This window comes from Pseudonocardia phyllosphaerae, assembly GCF_046546475.1.
GTDB lineage: Bacteria > Actinomycetota > Actinomycetes > Mycobacteriales > Pseudonocardiaceae > Pseudonocardia > Pseudonocardia phyllosphaerae.
In genome coordinates this window covers 108,943-130,873 of record NZ_JBKGXS010000003.1, presented here as the reverse complement: position 1 = coordinate 130,873, position 21,931 = coordinate 108,943, and the positions used below count along the sequence as shown (strand labels likewise).

22 protein-coding genes are annotated in these 21,931 nt (G+C 72.4%); 13 read left to right on the top strand and 9 right to left on the bottom strand.

Annotated features, from left to right (window positions below):
* Positions 1–19 precede the first annotated feature (19 nt).
* Together ACLE50_RS09060 and ACLE50_RS09055 are read left to right on the top strand one after the other, a co-directional pair.
* Positions 20–1,066 (top strand): ABC transporter ATP-binding protein, encoded by a 1,047-nt coding sequence (locus ACLE50_RS09060; protein ID WP_410942985.1) that lies wholly within the window; start codon positions 20–22, stop codon positions 1,064–1,066.
* The gene (locus tag ACLE50_RS09055; RefSeq protein ID WP_410942984.1) at positions 1,063–2,193 is read left to right on the top strand and encodes an ABC transporter ATP-binding protein; all 1,131 of its coding nucleotides are present in this window, start codon (positions 1,063–1,065) and stop codon (positions 2,191–2,193) included. Before ACLE50_RS09060 ends, ACLE50_RS09055 begins: the two co-directional genes overlap by 4 nt.
* A 71-nt stretch (positions 2,194–2,264) precedes the next feature.
* On the opposite strand, the gene leuA is transcribed toward ACLE50_RS09055, so the two are convergent.
* Positions 2,265–4,061, bottom strand: coding sequence for a 2-isopropylmalate synthase (leuA, locus tag ACLE50_RS09050; protein WP_410942983.1), 1,797 nt, complete (start codon positions 4,059–4,061; stop codon positions 2,265–2,267).
* A 294-nt stretch (positions 4,062–4,355) separates the two neighbouring features.
* On the opposite strand from leuA, the gene ACLE50_RS09045 reads away from it, so the two are divergent.
* Positions 4,356–4,661 carry a hypothetical protein gene (locus ACLE50_RS09045; RefSeq protein ID WP_410942982.1) on the top strand — a complete coding sequence of 102 codons (306 nt, stop codon included), beginning with the start codon at positions 4,356–4,358 and terminating at the stop codon, positions 4,659–4,661.
* Positions 4,662–4,694: 33 nt separating this feature from the next.
* Here the strand turns inward: ACLE50_RS09045 and ACLE50_RS09040 are convergent, their stop codons facing one another.
* On the bottom strand, positions 4,695–4,928 hold the full coding sequence (locus ACLE50_RS09040; protein ID WP_410942981.1) for a hypothetical protein: 234 nt from the start codon (positions 4,926–4,928) through the stop codon (positions 4,695–4,697).
* Between the two features lie 26 nt (positions 4,929–4,954).
* Here ACLE50_RS09040 and ACLE50_RS09035 point away from each other — a divergent pair, with 26 nt between their 5' ends.
* The 3 genes from ACLE50_RS09035 (at position 4,955) to ACLE50_RS09025 (ending at position 8,058) form a co-directional block, all read left to right on the top strand.
* On the top strand, positions 4,955–5,482 hold the full coding sequence (locus ACLE50_RS09035; protein ID WP_410942980.1) for a CGNR zinc finger domain-containing protein: 528 nt from the start codon (positions 4,955–4,957) through the stop codon (positions 5,480–5,482).
* A 220-nt stretch (positions 5,483–5,702) separates the two neighbouring features.
* Entirely contained in the window at positions 5,703–6,968 is a 1,266-nt protein-coding gene (locus tag ACLE50_RS09030; RefSeq protein ID WP_410942979.1) for an aspartate kinase, read from the top strand.
* 7 nt (positions 6,969–6,975) lie between these two features.
* Complete coding sequence (locus ACLE50_RS09025; RefSeq protein ID WP_410942978.1) at positions 6,976–8,058, top strand: aspartate-semialdehyde dehydrogenase; 1,083 nt, start codon at positions 6,976–6,978, stop codon at positions 8,056–8,058.
* 199 nt (positions 8,059–8,257) lie between these two features.
* Here the strand turns inward: ACLE50_RS09025 and ACLE50_RS09020 are convergent, their stop codons facing one another.
* Positions 8,258–9,271: an endonuclease/exonuclease/phosphatase family protein gene (locus ACLE50_RS09020; protein ID WP_410942977.1), complete on the bottom strand. Its 1,014-nt coding sequence runs from the start codon at positions 9,269–9,271 to the stop codon at positions 8,258–8,260.
* A 95-nt stretch (positions 9,272–9,366) separates the two neighbouring features.
* A complete protein-coding gene (locus ACLE50_RS09015; protein WP_410942976.1) occupies positions 9,367–10,569 on the bottom strand; it encodes an MFS transporter in 1,203 nt (400 codons plus the stop codon).
* A gap of 159 nt (positions 10,570–10,728) precedes the next feature.
* On the opposite strand from ACLE50_RS09015, the gene ACLE50_RS09010 reads away from it, so the two are divergent.
* From ACLE50_RS09010 to arsC, 3 genes are all read left to right on the top strand, one after another.
* Positions 10,729–12,183, top strand: a complete 1,455-nt coding sequence (locus tag ACLE50_RS09010) for a catalase (protein WP_410942975.1) — start codon at positions 10,729–10,731, stop codon at positions 12,181–12,183.
* A 62-nt stretch (positions 12,184–12,245) separates the two neighbouring features.
* Positions 12,246–13,631 (top strand): L-fucose:H+ symporter permease, encoded by a 1,386-nt coding sequence (fucP, locus tag ACLE50_RS09005; protein ID WP_410942974.1) that lies wholly within the window; start codon positions 12,246–12,248, stop codon positions 13,629–13,631.
* A gap of 10 nt (positions 13,632–13,641) precedes the next feature.
* A complete protein-coding gene (gene arsC / locus ACLE50_RS09000; RefSeq protein WP_410942973.1) occupies positions 13,642–13,986 on the top strand; it encodes an arsenate reductase (glutaredoxin) in 345 nt (114 codons plus the stop codon).
* Between the two features lie 24 nt (positions 13,987–14,010).
* On the opposite strand, the gene ACLE50_RS08995 is transcribed toward arsC, so the two are convergent.
* Positions 14,011–14,460 (bottom strand): hypothetical protein, encoded by a 450-nt coding sequence (locus ACLE50_RS08995; protein WP_410942972.1) that lies wholly within the window; start codon positions 14,458–14,460, stop codon positions 14,011–14,013.
* Between the two features lie 137 nt (positions 14,461–14,597).
* Between ACLE50_RS08995 and ACLE50_RS08990 the strand changes: the two genes are divergently transcribed.
* Positions 14,598–15,476: a TetR/AcrR family transcriptional regulator gene (locus tag ACLE50_RS08990; protein WP_410942971.1), complete on the top strand. Its 879-nt coding sequence runs from the start codon at positions 14,598–14,600 to the stop codon at positions 15,474–15,476.
* Between the two features lie 19 nt (positions 15,477–15,495).
* Here the strand turns inward: ACLE50_RS08990 and ACLE50_RS08985 are convergent, their stop codons facing one another.
* On the bottom strand, positions 15,496–17,346 hold the full coding sequence (locus ACLE50_RS08985; protein ID WP_410943257.1) for a prolyl oligopeptidase family serine peptidase: 1,851 nt from the start codon (positions 17,344–17,346) through the stop codon (positions 15,496–15,498).
* Positions 17,347–17,456: 110 nt separating this feature from the next.
* On the opposite strand from ACLE50_RS08985, the gene ACLE50_RS08980 reads away from it, so the two are divergent.
* Complete coding sequence (locus tag ACLE50_RS08980) at positions 17,457–17,852, top strand: hypothetical protein (protein WP_410942970.1); 396 nt, start codon at positions 17,457–17,459, stop codon at positions 17,850–17,852.
* Between the two features lie 34 nt (positions 17,853–17,886).
* On the opposite strand, the gene ACLE50_RS08975 is transcribed toward ACLE50_RS08980, so the two are convergent.
* The 3 genes from ACLE50_RS08975 to ACLE50_RS08965 form a co-directional block, all read right to left on the bottom strand.
* Positions 17,887–18,486, bottom strand: coding sequence for a TetR/AcrR family transcriptional regulator (locus ACLE50_RS08975; RefSeq protein WP_410942969.1), 600 nt, complete (start codon positions 18,484–18,486; stop codon positions 17,887–17,889).
* Between the two features lie 63 nt (positions 18,487–18,549).
* Complete coding sequence (locus ACLE50_RS08970) at positions 18,550–18,978, bottom strand: DUF1707 SHOCT-like domain-containing protein (protein WP_410942968.1); 429 nt, start codon at positions 18,976–18,978, stop codon at positions 18,550–18,552.
* Between the two features lie 70 nt (positions 18,979–19,048).
* Entirely contained in the window at positions 19,049–19,231 is a 183-nt protein-coding gene (locus ACLE50_RS08965) for an excalibur calcium-binding domain-containing protein (RefSeq protein WP_410943256.1), read from the bottom strand.
* Between the two features lie 341 nt (positions 19,232–19,572).
* On the opposite strand from ACLE50_RS08965, the gene whiA reads away from it, so the two are divergent.
* The gene (gene whiA / locus ACLE50_RS08960; RefSeq protein ID WP_410942967.1) at positions 19,573–20,505 is read left to right on the top strand and encodes a DNA-binding protein WhiA; all 933 of its coding nucleotides are present in this window, start codon (positions 19,573–19,575) and stop codon (positions 20,503–20,505) included.
* Between the two features lie 167 nt (positions 20,506–20,672).
* Positions 20,673–21,914, top strand: a complete 1,242-nt coding sequence (locus tag ACLE50_RS08955) for an ATP-grasp domain-containing protein (RefSeq protein WP_410942966.1) — start codon at positions 20,673–20,675, stop codon at positions 21,912–21,914.
* Positions 21,915–21,931 lie beyond the last annotated feature (17 nt).

The window sequence follows — 21,931 nt, the reverse complement described above, 5'->3', positions numbered from 1 at the left end:
CCGACCCGAAGGGACGCCGATGAGCAGCCGAGCTGCCGGAGGGGCGGCGGTCGACACCGCCCCGGGCACGGACACGCCACCGCTGCTGTCCGTGCGGGACCTGTCGGTCCGGTTCGTGCGCAGGGGCGAGCCGGAGGTCGTCGCCGTCGACGGGGTGTCGTTCGACGTGCGCCCCGGCGAGATCGTCGGGCTGGTGGGGGAGTCGGGCTGCGGCAAGTCCGTGACCTCGCTGGCGATCATGGGGCTGCTCCCGGGGCGGACGCCGCGGGTGTCGGGCAGCGTGCTGCTCGACGGCGAGCCCCCGGTCGACCTGCTGACCCTGCCCGACGCCCAGCTGCGCGAGCACCGGGGACGCGACGTCGGCATGGTCTTCCAGGACCCGCTGTCGTCACTGAACCCGGTGGTGCAGGTCGGTGTGCAGATCACCGAGGCGCTGCGCAGGCACCGCGGGATGGACAAGGCCGAGGCCCGCGACGAGGCGGTCTCGCTGCTGCGCCGCGTCGGCATCCCCGACCCGGAGCAGCGGCTGAAGGCCTACCCGCACCAGATGTCGGGCGGCATGCGCCAGCGGGCGCTGATCGCGATCGCGCTGGCCTGCCGGCCGCGGCTGCTCATCGCCGACGAGCCGACGACCGCGCTCGACGTGACGGTGCAGGCGCAGATCCTGGAGCTGCTCAAGGAGCTGGTGGCCGAGACGGGCACCGCGCTGGTCATGATCACCCATGACCTCGGCGTCGTCGCCGGGATGTGCGACCGGGTCAACGTGCTCTACGGCGGACGGGTGGTCGAGCGGGCCGAGCGCCACGAGCTGTTCGCCGCCCCGCGGCACCCGTACACCTCGGGACTGATCCGGTCGATCCCGCGGCTGACCTCGGACCCGGCCGAGGAGCTGCCCGCGATCACCGGCTCGGTGTCGGACAACCTGCCGTGGGCCCACGCGTGTGCGTTCGCGCCGCGCTGCCCGCGGGCGATCGAGGAGTGCACGACCACCTCCCCGCCGGTGGAGGAGACCCCCGAGCACCTGCTGCGGTGCCTGAACCCCAACCCGATCGGAGGGGACGCGTGAGCACACCGCTGCTGGAGGTCGACGACCTCGAGGTGCACTTCCCGATCACCCGCGGCGTGGTGGTGCAGCGCACCGTCGGGCACGTCCGCGCCGTCGACGGCGTCTCGCTGCGGATCGAGCGCGGCGAGACCTACGGGCTGGTGGGCGAGTCGGGCTGCGGCAAGTCGACGCTGGGCCGGGCGATCCTGAAGCTGACCGAGCCCACCGCCGGTTCGGTCACCTTCGACGGCGACGACGTCGCGGGTCTCTCCGGGGAGCCGTTGCGCCGCGCGCGGCGCCGGTTCCAGATGGTGTTCCAGGACCCGCTGTCCAGCCTGGACCCGCGCCAGTCGGTGGGATCGCTGCTGGCGGAGGGGCTGCGCGCGCACGGGCTGTCGAAGGGCACCGAGGCCGACCGCGAACGCCTGGTCGGGCTGATGGAGGCCGTCGGGCTGCCGCCTGCGGCGCTGAGCCGGTACCCGCACGAGTTCTCCGGCGGGCAGCGGCAGCGGATCGGGATCGCCCGGGCCCTGTGCGTGGAGCCGGACCTGATCGTCGCCGACGAGCCGGTGTCCGCGCTCGACGTGTCGGTGCAGGCCCAGGTGCTCAACCTGCTGCGCTCGCTGCAGCGCGAGCTGGGGCTGACCTACCTGGTGATCGCGCACGACCTCGCCGTCGTGCGGCACGTGTCGGACCGGGTCGGGGTGATGTATCTGGGGTCGCTGGTCGAGGAGGCCCCGGCGGGCGAGCTCTACGGCGAGCCGCTGCACCCGTACACGCGGGCGCTGCTGTCCGCGGTGCCGGAGCCGGACCCGGCCGCCGAGGACACCCGGGAGCGGATCCTGCTGACCGGGGACCTGCCGTCGCCTGCTGCGCCGCCGCCGGGCTGCCGGTTCCACACCCGCTGCCCGTGGCGGCAGGAGGACCGCTGCGCCACCGAGCGGCCGCAGCTGCGGGTGCTCGACGGCGCGACCGGCGCCGCCGCGGAGCACCGGGTGGCCTGCCACCACGCGGAGGCGATCCGCGACGGGCGGATCACGCCGCACGAACTGGCCCCCGACGAGGTGGCCGCCGGCCCGGGGACGACCGGTACCGGCCCGCAGGTGCCCGGGCCGAGCCTCTCGGTCACCGACGCGCTGGGGCGCTGAGCTGCGGGAACTCTGGGAGACCACGGCCCGGGAGGCCGCCGTGCGCGGCGGCCTCCCGGACCCGGCGGGGCTCAGCGCAGGGCGCGGTTCACCGCGGAGACGACGGCCTTGAGGCTCGCACTGGTGATCGAGCTGTCGATGCCGACACCCCAGAACACCTTCTCCTCGACGGCGCACTCGACGTAGGCCGCGGCGCGGGCGTCGTCACCGCCGCCCATGGCGTGCTCGTGGTAGTCGAGGACCCGCACGTCGAACCCGATGCCGGCCAGGGCGTCGACGAACGCGGCGATCGGGCCGTTGCCCGACCCGGTGATCTCGTGCAGGTCGTTCTCGACGCGGACGGTGGCGGCGAGCTCGTCGCGGCCCTCGCCGTCGCTGTGGATGCGGTGGCGCACCAGCTTCAGCGGGGTCTCGCGGCCCAGGTACTCGGTGTCGAAGGCGTCGCGCATCGCCTTCGGCTCGACCTCGCCGCCCTCGGAGTCGGTGTAGGTCTGGATGACGTGGCTGAACTCGATCTGCAGCCGGCGCGGCAGGTCGAGCTGGTGCTCGGTCTTCATGACGTAGGCGATGCCGCCCTTGCCCGACTGCGAGTTGACCCGGATGACGGCCTCGTAGGTGCGGCCGATGTCCTTCGGGTCGACCGGCAGGTACGGGACCTCCCACGGGTGCTCGTCGACGGAGTGCCCGGCCTCGGCGGCCTCGGCGCGCATGGCGTCGAAGCCCTTGTTGATCGCGTCCTGGTGGGAGCCGGAGAACGCGGTGTAGACCAGGTCGCCGCCCCACGGGTGGCGCTCGTGCACCGGCAGCTGGTTGCAGTACTCGACGGTGCGGCGGATCTCGTCGATGTCGGAGAAGTCGATCTGCGGGTCGATGCCCTGGGTGAACAGGTTCATGCCCAGCGCGACCAGGTCGACGTTGCCGGTGCGCTCACCGTTGCCGAACAGGCAGCCCTCGATGCGGTCGGCGCCGGCCTGGTAGCCCAGCTCGGCGGCCGCGATGCCGGTGCCGCGGTCGTTGTGCGGGTGCAGCGACAGCACGATCGCGTCGCGGCGCTCCAGGTTGCGGTGCATCCACTCGATGGAGTCGGCGTAGACGCTCGGGGTCGCCATCTCCACCGTCGCCGGCAGGTTGATGATCATCGGGCGCTCCGGCGTGGGCTGCCAGATCGCCGAGACCTGGTTGCAGACGTCGACGGCGTACTCGAGCTCGGTGCCGGTGTAGGACTCCGGCGAGTACTGGAAGGTCCAGTCGGTGTCCGGGTACTTCTCGGCGTACTTCGCGACCTCCTCCGCGCCGTCGGTCGCGATCTTGGCGATGCCGGGGCGGTCGGAGCGGAACACCACGCGGCGCTGCAGGATCGACGTCGAGTTGTAGAGGTGCACGATCGCGGAGTGCGCGCCCTCGCAGGCCTCGAACGTGCGCGCGATCAGCTCGGGCCGGGCCTGGGTGAGGACCTGGATCTGCACGTCCTCGGGGATCGCGCCCTCTTCGATGATCTCGCGGACGAAGTCGTAGTCGGTCTGGCTGGCCGCCGGGAACCCGACCTCGATCTGCTTGTAGCCCATGCGTACCAGCAGGTCGAACATCCGCCGCTTGCGCAGCGGGCTCATCGGGTCGATCAGCGCCTGGTTGCCGTCGCGCAGGTCGACCGCGCACCACAGCGGAGCGGTGTCGACGACCTTGTCGGGCCAGGTGCGGTCGGGCAGCGAGACCGGCTCGACCAGGTCGTGGAAGGACTTGTAGCGCCCGAAGGGCATCTGCGAGCCGCGCTGGCGGTTCCAGGCCGGCTGACCGGCGTGCGGGGCACCCGCCGGGGTCCGGACGTTGCTGGAGGACGTGGCGGTGTAGGCGTCGGGAGACGTGCTCACGGGATTGCGCTCCTGAGGTGTGTCGGGCCGTCGTGGTCGACCGGCGGACACGCGAGACCCCGCGACGAGGGGCCGGTCGGTCAGACCCCGCCGCGGCGGCGAAGGAGCAGGTGCGCCATGGGGACCACCGTAGCCCCGGACCCCCGCCGCTCGGCAACCCGGTGCCGCGCCCGTTTCGTTGTACGGTCGCAACGAAGGGATCACAACCTGGCCGCATCGGCCTCGTTGAGCTGGGCAGACGAGGGCGTCCGCTGAGATCCTGGCGCCCGTACCTCTCCGGAAGGGTGTTCGACGATGACGGCAACCATGGGATCCACGGTGCGGAACGGGCTGGGGATCATCGCGACGATCGTCCGGATCGTCGGGCTGGTGATCGTCGGGATCCTCGTGGCGCACATCGTGCTGACCCTGCTCGACGCGAACCCGTCGAACTTCGTCGCACAGTTCATCTCCGGCTACGCGGCCCGGTTCAACCTCGGGCTCGGCAACCTGTTCGTACCCAGCCAGCCGAAGCTCGGCGTCACCCTGAACTACGGCGTCGCGGCCATCGTGTGGCTGGTGATCACCACGGTGATCGTGCGCCTGCTGCGCCGTCTCTGAGCAGTCGACTTCGAGATACGGCCGACGCCGGGCTCAGCGCTCGGCACTCCGCGTACGGGCGGGCCGGGACGGACTCCCGGCCCGCCCTTTCGTGTGTCCGGGCTCGGCGAGCGTCGAGATGGCTTCGGTCGTCCGGAAGTCGAGGGCCGTCCGGGCGTCGAGCCGTACCCGCCAGGCCCCACAGCGGCAGCGCTGGTAGGCGACGACGCCGTCGGACGTCCGGTGCCGGGAGACGGTCTGCCAGTGGTGCTGCAGCGGTGGGCTCACGATCGGAAGCCTGCTGTAATGACTTTGTGCACCTCAACCCTTACGGGCGCGATCCCGTGCTGCTGGCGGCCGACCTGGTGAACGACCCGCCGTCGTCGCACACGGAACTGGCCGATCGGTGCCTCGAGGCCGGCCTGACGCCCGACTGGACCGTGCAGCCGGCCGACCTCGGTACGGTGCGGATTCTCCTGGGGCGCTGGACCGCCGTCGTCGATGCCGAGCCCGGGGCCGCTCGCGCCCGGCTGCTCAACGAGCTGCTCGCCGCCGGCACCGGCCCGCCCCGGCTCACCGACCACGACGGGCACTGGCATCTGCACTACCGCGACGACGGTCTGGACCTGCCCGGGGTACTGCACGCGCTGATCGCCACCGGCACCGCGCTGCACCTGACCGCCCGTGGGATGGACCGGCTCGGGCGGTGCGCGGCCCCGGCGTGCGACCGGGTGTTCGCCGACGTCTCGCGGAACGGCCGGCAGCGTTACTGCAGCCCGCGCTGCGGCAACACCGACGCCGTCCGTCGGCACCGTGACCGCAGGTCACCGGTCCAGGCGTGAGTGACGCGCCCTCGTAGGCGCTGCCCGGCGCGGCTGTCCAGACCGTGTGGCATCGGTCATCGGACTCGCCCCAGGGCCTGAAATCGGACGCCGTCCGCCGGTAGGGTGCCATTCCGACCAGCGTCGCCGGTGCGTCACGGGACCGTGACCCCCAGGGCGGCGGAGCTGGAGCAGAGTGCCCCGGTGGCTCCGTGACCCGGAGCCAGGACAGGAGGTCGGCGTGGCCCTCGTCGTGCAGAAGTACGGCGGTTCATCGGTCGAGAGCGCGGAGCGCATCAAGAAGGTCGCCGAGCGGATCGTCCGTACCCGCAAAGAGGGGCACGACGTGGTCGTCGTGGTGTCCGCGATGGGTGACACGACCGACGAGCTGACCGACCTCGCGGAGCAGATCTCGCCGAAGCCGCCGCCGCGGGAGATGGACATGCTCCTCACCGCGGGCGAGCGCATCTCGAACGCGCTGGTCGCCATGGCGATCAGCTCCCTCGGCGCCGAGGCCCGGTCGATGACCGGCTCGCAGGCCGGGATGCTCACCACCTCTCGTCACGGCGACGCCCGGATCACCGAGGTGAACCCGTGGCGCGTCCGCGAGGCGCTCGACGAGGGCTACATCGTGCTCGTCGCCGGCTTCCAGGGCATGAGCCCGGACTCGCGCGACATCACCACGCTCGGCCGCGGCGGGTCGGACACGACCGCCGTCGCGCTCGCCGCGGCGCTGCAGGCCGACGTCTGCGAGATCTACTCCGACGTCGACGGCGTCTACTCCGCCGACCCGCGCATCGTGCCGAAGGCGAGCCTGCTCGAGACGGTCACGTACGAGGAGATGCTGGAGCTCGCCGCGTCCGGCGCCAAGGTCCTGCACCTGCGGGCCGTCGAGTACGCCCGTCGCTACGAGGTCCCGCTGCGCGTGCGCAGTTCGTACAACGACAAGCCGGGCACGCTGGTCTCCGGCTCGATCCAGGAGATTCCGTTGGAGAACCCGATCATCACCGGCGTCGCGCACGACCGGTCGGAAGGCAAGATCACCGTCATCGGCGTGCCGGACACCCCCGGCATGGCCGCGAAGATCTTCCGCACGGTCGCCGACGCGGAGATCAACATCGACATGGTCCTGCAGAACATCTCCAACGTCGCCGACGGCAAGACCGACATCACCTTCACGCTGCCCCGCACCGACGGCGACACCGCCGTGACCACGCTGGAGGCGGCGAAGTCGGAGATCGGCTTCGAAGAGCTCGTCTACGACAACGACATCGGCAAGGTGTCGCTGGTCGGCGCGGGCATGCGCAACCACCCGGGCGTCACCGCGAAGTTCTGCGAGTCGCTCTCCGAGGCCGGGATCAACATCGAGATCATGAACACCTCGGAGATCCGGATCTCGGTCATCTGCCGCTCGGACCAGCTGGACGAGGCGGTCAAGGCACTGCACGAGGCGTTCGACCTGGGCGCCGAGGACGACGCGGTGGTCGCCGCGGGAACGGGCCGGTGACGCGGACATGAGCCTGAAGGACAAGCCGGTACTCGCGCTCGTCGGTGCCACCGGCGCCGTGGGCACGACGATGATCGACATCATCGACTCCCGCGAGTCGGTGCCGTGGGGCGAGATCCGCCTGATCGCCTCCGCCCGCAGCGCAGGCAAGGTGCTGAAGGTCCGCGGCGAGGACGTCACCGTCCTCGAGCTGAAGCCCGAGGTCTTCGACGGCGTCGACATCGCGATGTTCGACGTGCCCGACGAGGTCTCCGCCGAGTGGGCGCCGATCGCCGCCGAGCACGGCGCAGTCGCCGTCGACAACTCCGGCGCGTTCCGGATGGACCCCGAGGTGCCGCTGGTGGTGCCCGAGGTCAACCCGGAGAAGGTCACCGACCGGCCCAAGGGGATCATCGCGAACCCCAACTGCACGACGCTGTCGATGATGGCGGCGATGGGTGCGCTGCACCGCGAGTTCGGGCTGGAGGCGCTGGTCGTCGCGTCGTACCAGGCCGCGTCCGGTGCCGGCCAGCCCGGCATCGACCAGCTCTACGCCGAGATCGAGGCCCTCGCGGGCAAGGAGGCGGGCAACGCCTCCGGCGACGTCGAGAAGATCCTGCGCGACGCAGGCGTGAAGGTCGGGTCCGACGCGGGCTCGCCGTTCCCGGCGCCGCTGGCGCTCAACGTCGTGCCGTGGGCCGGCTCGCTCAAGGACGACGGCTGGTCGTCGGAGGAGCTGAAGGTCCGCAACGAGTCCCGCAAGATCCTCGGGATCGACGACCTGAAGGTCTCCGCGACGTGCGTGCGCGTCCCGGTCGTCACCACGCACGCGCTGTCGATCCACGCGACGTTCGCCCAGGACGTCACCACCGACGCCGCGCGCAAGGTGCTGGAGGCCCAGCCGACGATCGTGGTGAAGGACGACCCGGCCGCCGGTGAGTGGCCGACCCCGGCCGACGCCGTCGGCGGGGACCCGACCGTGGTGGGCCGGATCCGGCAGGCGCTGGACTTCCCGAACACCCTCGAGCTGTTCATCTGCGGCGACAACCTGCGCAAGGGTGCCGCGCTGAACACCTACGAGGTGGCGGAGACGGTCGCCGCGGCCGGCTGAGAGAAGCTTGCGGAACGAACATCAGCGCTGAGTGCAGCTTGCGGAACGAAAATCAGCGCTGAGTGCAGCTTGCGGAACGAACATCAGCGCTGAGTGCAGCTTGCGGAACGAACATCAGCGCTGATTTCGACCACGACGGCCGCCGTCCGGAGCTTCCGGGCGGCGGCCGTCGTCGTGTGCGGGCCTGTCCTGTGCGGGGCTACGGGAGCCGTAGCGTCGCCACGATCGCGCGGTGGTCGGTGCCCGGCACCTGCCGCACCCCGAAGGACTCCGCGGTGATGCCCTGGTTGCTCAGGATGTGGTCGATCTGCGGGCCCATCCACTCCGGTGCCCAGGTCGGCCAGGTGCCGAGCAGGCCGTTGCCGGTGGAGGCGCCCGCGTCGCTGCAGCCGTCGATCGCCTTCCGGAACAGCGAGTGGTCGTAGCTGGCGTTGAAGTCCCCGGCGACGACGGCGGGGGAGCCCGCGGAGCACCACTGGTCGACGGTGCCCAGGTCGTTGCGCCACTGGCCGACCGAGTTCGGCATCGGCGCGACCGAGTGGAACGCGACGAACCGCAGGTCGCCGAGCCCGCCGCCGGTGGCCTCGATGGCCTCGAACTGGGTCTCGTCGAGCACCCGGGTGCGGACGTCGCCGAGGCGCTGCGACCAGGCGACGGTGTTGCCGCGGACGTCGGCCGAGCGCGCCGACACCGAGGCGGCCGTCCGGTAGCCCAGCGGCTCGATCAACGGCGCCAGCTGGGACTCGAACCTCCCGCCGGACTCGGGCACCGAGACGATGTCCGGGGCCTCGGTGCGGATCAGCGCGGCGAGCGAGTCGGCGTCGGCCTGGCCCTCGAAGACGTTGAGCGCCAGCACCTTCAGCGGCCGGCCACCGGTCGGGGCCGGCTCGGCCTGGGTGCGGGGGAGCACCAGCGACCCGGCGATCAGCGCGACCAGCGCGAGCAGCACCGGCACCGGCCAGAACCGGCGGGCGAACGTCGTCACCAGCAGCGCGAGCACGACGATCACCGCGAGCACCCCGGTGAACAGCGGCCGGAACGCGATCAGCTGGGCGAACGGGAACCACCGGTCCAGACCGACGAGGTCGGGGAGCAGCACCGCCGCCGCACCGAGTCCGAGCACGAGCGCGGTGCCCCAGCGTCCGCGGCGACGACGGGGGAAGGGGGACCGGGGTGGGGTGGCGGAGTCGGGGTGATGGGGCGGCGCGCTCACGGTTCCAGTCTGCCCGAGCGATCACCCCGATCCGGGCTCCCGGCCGGTTCCTGCGCCGGTCGCCTGTGGCCCTTCTCAGGGAGGTGACACGTCCCTCAGAGCGCGCGACCGGCGGTACCCGTGGAGCGCCGCATCAGGGCTGCGGTGACGCCGGACAGCACGACCGCGACCGAGCCGCAGACCAGGATCGCGACCGGTGGGGAGAAGGCGTCGACCAGCGATCCGGACAGCGGGTTGGCCAGCGCGATGCCGATCGTCGTCGCCGAGCCCTGCAGGCCGGTGATCAGGCCGCGCAGGCCGTCCGGGGACAGGTCACCGATCGCGTCGCTGCCTGCGGCCAGCGTCGGTGCCGTCGCGAGCCCGGCCGGGACCAGCAGCAGCGGCAGGCTCCACCAGCTCCACGCGGCCGCGGCCGGGAACGTCGCGACCCCGAGGACGAGCAGCAGCAGCGGCATCGGGACGGCCCGCCGGGCGGCGCCGTAGAGGAAGCCGCCGGCCAGCGACGCCAGGCACCACACCGCGTTGACCGGGGCGATCGCCCAGGTGTACCCGCCGCGGGTGAGCGCGGCGACGAACGCCAGCTCGGTCCCCATGATCGCGACGACGGCAGCGGTCACGCCCAGCAGCGCACCGACCAGCGGTGCGGTGAGCCAGCTCGACAGCGGCGGGCGCGGGCCGCCGGGCGCCGCGTCGTCGGAGCGGACCGGCGGGTTGCGCAGCCAGAACGCGACCCCGGCCAGCACGAACCCGACCCCGATCACCCGCATCGCGACGGCGCTGCCCAGCCACACCGTCAGCAGCGACCCGAGCGCGGGCCCGGTCATGTAGGACAGCTCGACCGACATCGAGTCCAGCGCGAACGCCGGTCGTCGCTGCCCCGGCGGGACGACCGCGGCGATGACCTGCCGGACCAGGGAGAACACCGGCAGCGTCAGCACCCCGGCGAGGAACGCCCCGGCCAGCAGGGCGCCGTAGCCGAGCAGCGGGGCCAGCGACCAGAACGTCAGCGTCGTGACCCCGGTCAGCACGACGACCGTGCGCAGCCCGCGCCGGTCGACCAGCCAGCCGAGCAGCGGGGCACCGACCGCCATTCCGGTCGGCCCGGCCGCGGCGACGAGCCCGGCGGCGCCGAAGCCGTAGCCGAGGGTCAGGACGGTGTGCAGGGTCAGGGTGACGCCGACGGCCGTCGCGGGGATCCGGGCGGCCATGCCGATCGCGGTCACCGAGCCGACGCCCGGACGGCGCAGGACGTCGGCGAACGCGCCGATCCCGCTGCGCGGCTGCCCGGTGGTGGTCACACCCTGCATGGTCCGGCCCGGTGCAGGAGACGCCGCCGCCGGGGCCGGTTTCGGCCGCCGGACGCCGGGAAGTCGCAGGGAGATCCCGAACCACCACCGAGATCCCGAACCACCAGCGAGATCCCGAACCACCACCACGATGCGAGGAGGCCGCGACCCGTGACGACGTCGCAGCACCCCAAGCCGACCACCACCGACGCCGGAATCCCGGTCGCCAGCGACGAGCTGTCGCTCACGGTCGGCCCGGACGGCCCCATCCTGCTCAACGACCACTACCTCATCGAGCAGATGGCCAACTTCAACCGGGAGCGCATCCCGGAGCGCCAGCCGCACGCCAAGGGCGGCGGCGCGTTCCTGAAGTTCGAGACCACCGCGGACGTCTCGCAGTACACCTGTGCGGACTTCCTGCAGCCGGGCAAGGAGACCCGCGGCGTCATCCGGTTCTCCACCGTGGCCGGTGAGCGCGGCAGCCCCGACACCTGGCGCGACCCGCGCGGCTTCTCCCTCAAGCTCTACACCGACGAGGGCAACTGGGACATGGTCGGCAACAACACGCCGGTCTTCTTCGTCCGCGACCCGATGAAGTTCCAGCACTTCATCCGCTCGCAGAAGCGCCGGTCGGCGAACAACCTGCGTGACCACGACATGCAGTGGGACTTCTGGACGCTGTCGCCGGAGTCCGCGCACCAGGTGACCTGGCTGATGGGCGACCGGGGCATCCCGAAGTCCTGGCGGCAGATGAACGGCTACTCCAGCCACACCTACAGCTGGATCAACGCCCGGGGCGAGATGTTCTGGGTGAAGTACCACTTCAAGTCCGACCAGGGCGTCGAGTGCCTGACCCAGGAGGAGGCCGACACCCTCGCCGGCTCCGACCCGGACCTCCACCAGGCCGACCTGTTCCACGCGATCGAGCGGGGCGAGCACCCGAGCTGGACGCTGCACGTCCAGATCATGCCGTTCGAGGACGCCAAGACCTACCGGATCAACCCGTTCGACCTGACCAAGGTGTGGCCGCACGCTGACTACCCGCTGCAGGAGGTCGGGCGGATGACGCTGGACCGCAACGTCGAGGACTACCACTCCGAGATCGAGCAGGTCGCGTTCGAGCCGAACAACCTGGTGCCCGGCACCGGGCTGTCCCCGGACAAGATGCTGCTCGGCCGCGGGTTCTCCTACGCCGACGCGCACCGTGCCCGGCTCGGCGTCAACTACAAGCAGATCCCGGTCAACGCGCCGAAGGCGGAGGTCAACGCGTACTCCAAGGACGGCGCGATGCGGATCCGCAACGTGCACGACCCGGTGTACGCGCCGAACTCCTACGGCGGCCCGGAGGCCGACCCGAAGCGCGTCGCCGAGGCCATCTGGGCCGCCGACGGCGAGATGGTCCGCTCCGCGTACACGCTGCGCGAGGAGGACGACGACTGGAGCCAGGCCGGGCAGCTCGTCCGCGAGGTGTTCGACGACGCCGCCCGCGAGCGGTTGGTGAACAACGCCGCCGGGCACCTCGCCGACGGCGTCTCCGAGCCCGTCCTGCAGCGGGCGTTCGAGTACTGGCGCAACGTCGACAAGGACCTCGGAGACCGCATCGAGCAGGCGGTCCGCCAGGGCTGACCCACCTCCGGGGCGGCGTGACCCGTCACACCGCCCCGGAGCGGCCTGCGCGCCGGTTTACAGTGCGCGACGACATCGTCGTCGTGGGGGAGAACCGTGCTGTGAAGCGTCGCGCGCTCATCCGGAACCCGGCCCGGCAGCTGCCGTCGGGATACCTGGACCGGATCCCGTACCTGCAGTTCGTGCTGCTGTCGCTGCTGTTCCCCATGTGGGGTGCCGCGGCCGGGCTGAACGACATCCTGATCACGCAGTTCAAGCACGTGTTCACGCTGTCCGATGCGGCGACGGCGTTCGTGCAGTCCGCGTTCTACGGCGGCTACTTCCTCATCGCGATCCCGGCGTCGCGGATCATCCGGCGCACCTCGTACAAGGTCGGCGTGCAGATCGGGCTCGCCGTCTACATCGTCGGCTGCGGGCTGTTCTTCCCGGCGAGCACGCTCGCGACGTACGGGATGTTCCTGTTCTGCATCTTCGCCGTCGCGATCGGGCTGTCGTTCCTGGAGACCAGCGCGAACACCTACTCCTCGATGCTCGGGCCGCGCGAGACGGGCACGTTGCGGCTCAACATCTCCCAGACGTTCACCCCGATCGGGAACCTCCTCGGCGTCATCCTGGGCAAGTACCTGATCTTCGGCACCGGGGACTCGATCGAGGCGCAGATGGAAGCGGCCCCGACACCGCAGGCGAAGCTCGCGCTCGGCCAGGAGCTGTTGCAGAACACGCTGCTGCCCTACAAGTACATCCTGGTCGTGCTGGTCTGCCTGCTGGTGTTGTTCGTGATCACCGAGTACCCGGCGGCGCGGCCCGCGGAGGACCCCGGCTCGCACCGCGCGAGCCTCGGCGAGACGCTGCGGGTCCTGGCGCGCAACGACCGGTACCGCAAGGGGATCGTCGCCCAGTTCCTCTACGTCGGCCTGCAGACGGCGGTCTGGTCGTTCACGATCCGCCTCGCCCTGGACCTGTACCCGGGGATGAACGAGCGCTCCGCCACCAACTACATGATCGTCGGGTTCTGCTGCTTCCTCGCCGGCAAGTTCGTCGCGAACGTGCTGATCGCGCGGTTCTCCGCGGCCCGGGTGCTGGTCGTCTACTGCGCGATCGGCGCGGTCCTGCTGCTCCTGGCCGCGTTCGGGCCGGCCGCGGCATCGGTCTGGCTGGTCGTCGCGTCGAACCTGCTGCTCGGGCCGGGCTGGCCGACGATCTTCGGGCAGACCCTGGACACGATCGAGGACAAGCGCCACCAGGAGACCGGCGGCGCGATCCTGGTGATGGCGATCGTCGGCGGCGCGGTGATCCCGGTGCTGCAGGGTCTGGTGTCGGACGTGGCCGGGTCGCTGCAGCTGTCGTTCGTCGTCTCCGCGGCCTGCTTCGCCGGGATCCTGCTGTTCTTCCGCGGCAACCTGCGGCAGGGCGCCGGGACGCCGGGCGCCCCGGCCCGGGCGTCGTAGGCTCGCCGGCGTGGAGATCTGGCACAACCCGCGCTGCTCGAAGTCCCGCGCCACGCTCGAGCTGATCCGGGAGCACGGCGTCGAACCGCAGGTGCGGCGCTACCTCGACGACCCGCCGTCGCGTGCGGAGCTCGAGGCGGCGCTCGTGGCGCTGGGCACCGAGGACCCGCTGGCGATCACCCGGACCGGCGAGGCCGCGTTCCGCGAGCAGGGGCTCAAGGGCGCCGACCGGGACACCCTGCTCGACGCGCTGGCCGCTGAGCCGAAGCTGATCGAGCGGCCGTTCGTGCGGGCCGACGGCCGGGCGGTGCTCGGGCGGCCGCCGGAGAACGTGCTGCCGTTGCTGGAGGGCTGAGCTGCTGAGGGCTGCGTGCGGAGCTCAGCGCCGTGCCCGCCACAGCTGCACGACGGCGCCCGCGCCGACCAGCGGCGGCAGCAGGCCCAGCAGGCCCAGCCAGGTGGGGACGAGCGTCGTCCCGTACTCCGAGGCGGTCAGCAGCGTGAACGCCAAGGCCGCGCCGACCAGCCAGAGCACCGTTCCGGCGGGCGCGGACCAGCGGGCTTGCCGCCGGGCACCCGGCAGGACGACGAGCCAGCCGATCGCGCCGAGCACGGCCGTCGCCAGCAGGGCGGTCACGACGAACGACTCGGATCCGGCGACGTCGAGGCCGCCGTGGACGCCGGCGTAGACCCGGGCGACACGCTCGTGGACGGTGCCGATCGCCGCCTGGTCGACGAGCGTCGCCGCGGCGGTGAGCCCGGTCAGCCCGAGCCCGGTGAGCAGCAGCGGAGACGCGGTACGGGCCGGCGCGGTAGCGGAGGAGGACATGGGAACTCCCTGGTCGTAGGCTCGTGCTCGGAAGTGGACGTAATGTCTGGAACTTGAGACATCATGTCTCAACGAAAGGTGACCCTGCAACGCGAAAGCGCTGCGCGGAACCCGGAGATCCGGAAGGGAACTCCCTGATGCGTGACGACGACCGGCCGTCCGTGCTCGGTGCCGGCCCGGGGCAGCCCCGGCGGCGCAGGCTCTCCGACGCCGAGACCGAGCGCCGGATGCTGGAGACGGCGGCCGAGGCGGTCGGCGAGACCGGCCTGACGGTGAGCCTCGACCATCTCCGGCTGGAGGACGTCATCCGGGCCGCCGGTGTCGCGCGCAGCGCGGTGTACCGGCGCTGGCCGTCGAAGGGCGAGTTCCTTGGCGACCTGCTGCTCGAGCTCGCCGGGGGCGAGGCCCCGCTGGCCGCGACCGGGGTCGCCGAGGTCGGCGCCACCATCCGCGGCATCCTCGCCGCGAGCCTCGACGAGCTCGCCGACGGCGCCGCCCGGGTCCGCGCCGTGGCCGAGATCGTGCGGGTGACGGCGGAGGACGACTTCCGGCTGGTCAGCACCTCGCGCGAGTGGCGGACCTACCTGGCCCTGACCGTCACGTTCGTCGGGATGGAAGCCGGCGAGCTGCGGGACCGGATCGGGGAGGCGCTGTCGGGGTCGGAGGCCCGGTTCGTCGAGCGGATCGCGGCCAACCACGCCGCGGTGCTGGGTCTGCTCGGCCTGCGGCGGGCCGCCGGGCCGGACGGCGTGGTCCTCGCCCACCTGTCGAACGCGCTGGTCCGGGGCATGGTGGTGAAGGTCCTGGCCCAGCCGGAGCTGGCCGGGGTGCGGGTGCGCGCCGACCTGGGCGGGGACGACGCCGACTGGTCGCTGGTCGCCTACGGCGTCGCCCGGCTGCTGCTCGGGGACCTGGAACCGGACCCCGCCGTCGTCTGGGACGAGGCACGCGGGGCCCGGCTCCGGGCGGCGATCGAGGCCGGCGCGGACCTGCCGGAGCTGGTCGAGGCGGTCTGAGCGTCGGGGCGTTCCGAGGTCAGTCGCGCAGCGCGCGGCGGACGAAGTCGACCTCGGTGGCGATCAGGTCCAGCTGGTCGGACACCACCAGCGAGCCGTGCCCGGCGTCGAACCGGCTGACCTCGTAGGACGCGTCGTCGCGGGCGGCCAGCGCGTCGAGGTAGTTGTCGATCTGGCGGATCGGGCAGCGCGGGTCGTTCTCCCCGGCCAGTACCAGTACCGGCACCCGGACGGCGTGCACGTAGGTCAGCGGCGAGGCCTCCCGGTACAGCTGCGGCAGGTCCTCGGGCGACCCGCCGAACAGGGCCCGGTCGAACGCGCGGAGCTGCTCCATCTCGTCGGCGTAGGCGGCGACGTAGTCCGCGACCGGCACCCCGGCGACGGCCGCGGCCCACCGCTGCGGCTGGGTACCCGCGGCGAGCAGGGCCAGGTAGCCGCCCCAGGACCAGCCGTCGACGGCGCATCGGGCGGCGTCGACGGTGCCGTCGGCGACCAGCGCGTCCTGCACCGCGGCGACGTCGGACAGCTCGGTCAGGCCCGGGCGGCCCTCGATGGCGTCGCGCCAGGCCGAGCCGTAGCCCGTCGAGCCGCGGTAGTTGACCTCGACGACGGTGAACCCGGCCTCGACCCAGGTGGCGCGGGCGGCGTCGAAACGGTCCTCGTCGGCGGCCTGCGGGCCGCCGTGCAGCACGAACACCGCCGGGGCCGGGGCGTCGCCCTGGTGCGGGGCCTCGGTGACCAGGGCGTGCACGTCGCCCTCGGGGCCGGCCGCCCACACGTCGCGGACCGGGAGCGAGCCGGGCGGGCGCTCGCCGGGCGGGGCGACCAGGACGTCGTCGGAGCCGTCGGGGCGCAGCGCCCGGATCTGCGACGGCGTCGCCGCCGACGAGCACGAGTACTCGACGGTGCCGTCGTCGCGGACCTCGGCGGAGCCGACGCAGCCGGGTGCGACCGGAAGCTCGGACAGCTCGCCCGAGGCCAGGTCGTAGCGGTACAGCCGGGTGCGGGCCGCGTGGGTGTGTGCGACGAGCAGCGCGGTGGCGTCCGGGGTGAACCCGCCGACGAGCTCGCCGGGCAGGTCGATCGCGAGCTCGCGGTCCTCGCCGGTCGTCGGGTCCCACAGCAGCAGCTCGTCGCGGCCGCGGCGCTCGTGCCCGACGAGCAGCCGCTGGTCCCCGGCCACGGGCGAGAACTCCAGCGGGGCGAGGCCCTTGCCGGGGCCGTCGTGCAGGTCGGCGACGGCCGACCCGTCCGCGGTGCGCAGCACGCGCAGCGACGGGTGGCGGGAGTCGCCGTGCTCGGAGTGCGAGATCGCGAGCAGCGTCTCGTCCTCGCTCAGCGCCCCGATCCCGGAGTCCTCGGTGTGGGTGTAGATCGCCCGGGCGGGCTCGGCCGAGCCCCGTTCGTGCAGGTAGAGGGTGGTGCCGTCGTCGGTGGAGACGCCGGTGGCGACGAGCCGGCGGCCGATCTCCAGGCCGGCGGAGTAGCCGTCGCCGACGCCCGGGACCGCCGGCTCGGTGGCCGCGCCCGCCTCGGCGTCGAAGGGCTGGGTGACCCAGTGCCCGAACTCGTCGCCGTCGGTGTCGGCGAACCACCAGACCGTGTCGCCGTCCGGCGGGAGGGTGGCCGAGGTCGTGCCGTTGCGGCGGTCGGTGACCTGCCGCCGTGCGCCGGTGGCGCGGTCCCAGGCGTGGATCTCGAAGGTGCCCGAGGAGTTCGAGACGTAGACGTTGCGGTCCGGCGCGTCCTCGGCCCAGGTGGGGCGGGACATGCGCACCGCGGTGAAGCGGGACCGCCAGCGCTGCTCGCGCTCGTCGTCGAACAGCGCGGCCGGGACGGGGGCCACCGGGTGGGCGGGTTGCTCGTCGATCACTCCACGATGGTGCCCGGTCGTCGTGCGGCGGGGTGCCTGCGGGGGTGTGACGGGCCGATCCGGCAGAGTGATCTCCGTCGGTACGGAGCGGGTCGGGAGGTGGCGGGGTGCGCAGGCGTGTGGCCGTTCCGCTGCTCGCCGTGGTCGCGGCCGGTCTGCTCACCGCCTGCGACGCGAGCGGCGCCCCGGCCGGCCCGACGACGACCGCCACCCGCGCCGCCGACGACGTCGTCCGGATCCGGTTCGATCACCGCGAGCGCGAGCCGCTGCGGATCCCGACGGTGGTCGTGCCGCGTGGTGCGACGATCGAGATGGTCGTCGGAAGCGATGTGGCGCACCGGATCCTGGTGCCCGAGCTGGGCCGGACGCTGGACGTGAGCGCCGGTGGCACGGTCACGATCCGGTTCCTCGCGCTCGGCACGCTGTCCGTGCGGATCGGCGACACCCCCGACGCCGTCCGCGGCGGGACGGTCATCGCGCGGGTCGTGCCGAAGATCCTCTGACCGGGCGGGGCCGGGCGGGATCGGGTGGGACCGCTCAGGCGAAGGCCTCGGAGCGGTCGCCGAGCACCCGCAGGCCCTCGGCGATGTCCTTGCCGGTCGGCGCAGTCTCCGGGTCCAGCAGCCACTGCACCATGACCCCGGTGAGCAGCGCCTGGTAGACGACGCCGAGTACGTGCGCGCGCCGGTCGGCGGCCTCGGGGTCGTCGTCGGGCAGCGTGTGGAAGGTCAGGGCCAGGCCCTCGCGGACCTCGCGCTGGGCCTCGGCGAGCGCGGTCCGCAGCTCGGGCAGCCGCTCGGCCTGGGCGAGGGCCTCGACGTGGGTGGCCCACAGCCGTCGCTGGGTGGAGAACAGGTCGACGACCCGGCCCCAGGTGTCCTCGACGCGGCGCTCGGGGTCGTCGTGGCCTGCGGCGGTGTCCGGCTCGGCCAGCGCGCGGTCGAGCTCCTCGCCCCACGCCGCGGTGGCCCGCATCAGGGCCTCGGTGAGCAGGGCGTCCTTGGAACCGAAGTGGTAGCCGATGGAGGCGAGGTTGGTCCCGGACGCGGCGACGACGTCACGCGCGGTGGTCCGGCCGAAGCCCTTCTCGTAGAGGCACTGCGCGGCCCCGTCCAGCAGCTCCTCGCGGTGTCCCATGATCGGAATCTATCGGTCCCGTCCGGACGTCCGTACACCGGCCGTTCATCCGGCTGCGGAGAGTCACCGGTGACGCCGTGGCCTGCCGATCCCGGAGAGGTACAGCACCAGCAGCACCGACGCAGGCGGCGCGGCGATCCACAGGAACCACGGCTGGTCGAGATCGGAGAACGCGGCCACCACGCCCCAGACCGACACCGACAGCGCCGTGAGGCACAGCCAGATCAGGCCCAGCACCTTCATCGTGATCCCGCCGGGGGACGCGGCGAAGACGGCACCGTCGCGGCGCGGCGCCTTGCGGGCTGCCGGCAGGTCCCGGGTGACGTGGGTCAGCCCGCCGCGGGTCTTCGTGCGCCAGACCTCGGTGACCCGCTCCTCGTACTCGCCGAGGTCGATGAAGCCCGCGGCGTGCGCGGCCCGGAGCCTCTCGGCCACCGCGTTGCGGTCGGCGTCGGAGATCCGGACGTCCTCGGGGCGCACGGGTTCGGTCACCCTCCCCATGGTGCCCGCACCCGCCCCGGCGCTGCCAGGACGAGTTGCGGGCACCCGGGAGCCGCTGCGGTCACCCGCAGGCGATGCCGTCGTGGTCGCGGTCCAGGGCGGGCCGGACAGTTGTGGATCGACAGTTGTGGATCCCGGAGCGTCGCGGGCCCGGACGACCCGGAGCTCCTGCGCGCCGGCCCGCACGGCTGGAGCAACGCTCGCGTGAACAGGGCGTGAGGATCCGGGCGTGACGCCGTTGCATCTCGCGGTAATGCGTGTGCCGCGACACGTGTTACCGCGGGTATGCGGTACGGTCCGTGACGATGTACGGCTGCTGAGGCGGCAGCCGTCACGGCGTGTACATGCGCACGGGCCCACGGGGAACTCCGGGCGCGCATCTCGCGGCGAGGGGGAGCCCATGAGTGAACGCACTGGTCTGTGCCTGTCAGGGTGTCTGTGCCGGTCAGGGTGCTGACCCGCGACGCGAGCCTCGATGGCTCCGGCGGTGAGGCGTCGGGGTCGTCGGTCCCGGTACGGGCGGAGCCGGGTCGGGCCAGCGGGCCCCACCCGGAGCGCCCCAGCAGAGCAGCAGGAGACCGGACGATGTTCGATCCCGAGCGCGCGACGGCGGAGATGCACCGCGAGCTGGTCGCGATCCGCGAGGAACGGCCCGCGGCGCGGCACGCCACCGTCGTGACCATGATCAGGCTCGCCGGTGAGGTGCGGGTCGACGGCGGCCGCACCGTCATCCGGGCCGAGCCGGACTCGGCCGAGGCCGCGGTGCGGCTGCGGCGCGACCTCGCCGACCTCTACGGCCGGATGGACGTCTCCGAGATCGTCGGGTCCGGTGCCGAGCCGCACCGCTACGCGATCCGGATCACGGCGTCGGGCACCGACCTCGCCCGTGAGATGGGCCTGGTCGACCGGCGTGGCGGTCCCGTCATGGGCCTGCCGCCTGCCGTCGTGGCCGGTGGTCCGCCGGTGGCCGCGGCCGTGTGGCGCGGTGCGCTGCTGGCCCGTGGCCGGCTCGCCCGCCCGTCCGGCCGGACCCGGCTGCAGGTGCTGTGCCCCGGTCCCGCGGTGGCGCTGGCGCTGGTCGGCGCGGCCCGCGGGCTCGGCGCGATGGCGATGGTGCAGGAGACGGCCAGCGAGCACCGCGTCGTCGTCCGGGACCCGGACAGCATCGACGCGGTGCTGCGCAGCGCCGGTGCGGCGGGGGTGGCGGGAATGGTCCGCCGCAGCGCCGACGACGACCGCCCGCTGCCGGGGGCCAGCCCGTCGCTGCAGTCGGTGAACGCACGCCGCGCAGCCGCGGCTGCGGCGACCGCGACCGCCCGGACCCGCTGGGCGCTCGGCGTGCTCGGCGAGAGCGCCCCCGACCACCTGCGGGAGGCCGGGCAGCTGCGGGTCGAGCACGCGTCACTCTCGCTGTCCCAGCTGGGCCGGATGGCGGACCCGCCGCTGAGCAAGGACGCCGTGGCGGGCCGCCTGCGCCGGCTCGTGCTGCAGGCCGAGGAGCACCTCGCGGAGACGTGACCGGGGGCGCCCGCACGGTGTCATGTGCTCGTCACCCCGGTCACGGCACACGGGAGGTACGGTCGGGCCGCACCCCGGGGAGACGTGATCGTCCCCGGTGTCGGCGTGCCCGCAAGCGGGGCGCGAACGGCGAGCACCAGTGAAGGCACCAACCTGAGGAGTGACCGATGGCCCGGTCCGAGCCGACCCCGAAGAATCCCGACAAGGGCTATGTGGCGCTCCTCGGCTGGAGCCTGAGTGCGGTCGAGGCCCTCGACCGCTTCGACCGCCGCTACGTCGTCGTCGCCCCTGACTGGGCCGAGGAGTACTGCACCGAGCACGAGATCCCCTACGTGCCGTGGAACTTCGAGCGGCTCAACGACCGCTCGCTGGAGATCGCCGAGACGCTGCAGGAGATGGGCGTCGACGTCGCGATCCCGCTGTTCGAGGAGACCGTCGAGTGGGCCGGGGCGATCAACTCCGTGCTGCTCGACAACCCGCGCCTGTTCGGCCAGGCGATGCTGCTGCGCGACAAGGCCCTGATGAAGCGGCGTGCGCAGCTCGGCGGCATCCGGGTCGGGATCTTCGAGGAGGCCCACGACCGCGAGGACGTGATCCGGTTCCTCAAGCGGGTCAACCAGACCCTGCTCAAGCTCGACGGCGACCCGAACGACCCGATCCACCTGAAGGCGTTCGACAAGGCCGGCTGCCTGGGGCACCGCGTCATCCGGACCCCGGACGAGGTCGACACGATCCCGGACGAGGAGTTCCCCGTCCTGATGGAGTCCCACCTCGACGGGTGGGAGTTCGCCGTCGAGGCCTGGATCCACAACGGCAGGATCAAGTTCCTGAACATCTCCGAGTACGTCACGCTCGGCTACTCGGTGTTCGTGCCGGCCACCCCGGAGCTGGAGAAGTACCGCCCGGCGATCACGGCCCAGATCGAGAAGCTCATCAAGACCTTCGACATCGACTTCGGGTTCATCCACCCCGAGTACTTCGTGACCTCCGACGGCGAGATGTACTTCGGCGAGGTCGCCTACCGGCCGCCGGGCTTCAAGGTCTTCGAGCTGCTCGAGCGCGCCTACGGGTTCAACGCCTACCAGGGCCTCGCCCTGGCGTTCGACCCGAAGACGACCGAGGAGGAGATCGAGGCCTTCTTCCCGAAGGAGGTCGTCGACGCCGACGGCGTCGCCGGCTGCTTCGGCGTCTACCCGCGCCGCCGCGTGGTGTCCGACCTGCGGATCCCCGAGGAGACCGAGGACGACGACTACTACGAGTCGCACGACCTCTCGGCGCCGCTCGAGGAGACCGTCACCAAGCGGACCGCGTTCGGCACCCACTGGGGCCTGCTCTACTTCTTCGGGGAGGACCCGTACCGGATGCGCGACCTTCTCAAGAAGCAGGAAGATCTCGACTTCTACGTCTGAGATCCCCGGGAACGGGC

What these genes read in the sequence shown, in the direction of transcription:
- ACLE50_RS09060 (WP_410942985.1), top strand. Translation starts at nt 20, where the DNA reads ATGAGCAGCCGAGCTGCCGGAGGGGCGGCGGTCGACACCGCCCCGGGC.
- ACLE50_RS09045 (WP_410942982.1), top strand. Translation starts at nt 4,356, where the DNA reads ATGACGGCAACCATGGGATCCACGGTGCGGAACGGGCTGGGGATCATC.
- ACLE50_RS09025 (WP_410942978.1), top strand. Translation starts at nt 6,976, where the DNA reads ATGAGCCTGAAGGACAAGCCGGTACTCGCGCTCGTCGGTGCCACCGGC.
- ACLE50_RS08995 (WP_410942972.1), bottom strand. Translation starts at nt 14,460, where the DNA reads ATGTCCTCCTCCGCTACCGCGCCGGCCCGTACCGCGTCTCCGCTGCTG.
- ACLE50_RS08990 (WP_410942971.1), top strand. Translation starts at nt 14,598, where the DNA reads ATGCGTGACGACGACCGGCCGTCCGTGCTCGGTGCCGGCCCGGGGCAG.
- ACLE50_RS08975 (WP_410942969.1), bottom strand. Translation starts at nt 18,486, where the DNA reads ATGGGACACCGCGAGGAGCTGCTGGACGGGGCCGCGCAGTGCCTCTAC.
- ACLE50_RS08965 (WP_410943256.1), bottom strand. Translation starts at nt 19,231, where the DNA reads ATGCAACGGCGTCACGCCCGGATCCTCACGCCCTGTTCACGCGAGCGT.
- whiA (WP_410942967.1), top strand. Translation starts at nt 19,573, where the DNA reads ATGTTCGATCCCGAGCGCGCGACGGCGGAGATGCACCGCGAGCTGGTC.
- ACLE50_RS08955 (WP_410942966.1), top strand. Translation starts at nt 20,673, where the DNA reads ATGGCCCGGTCCGAGCCGACCCCGAAGAATCCCGACAAGGGCTATGTG.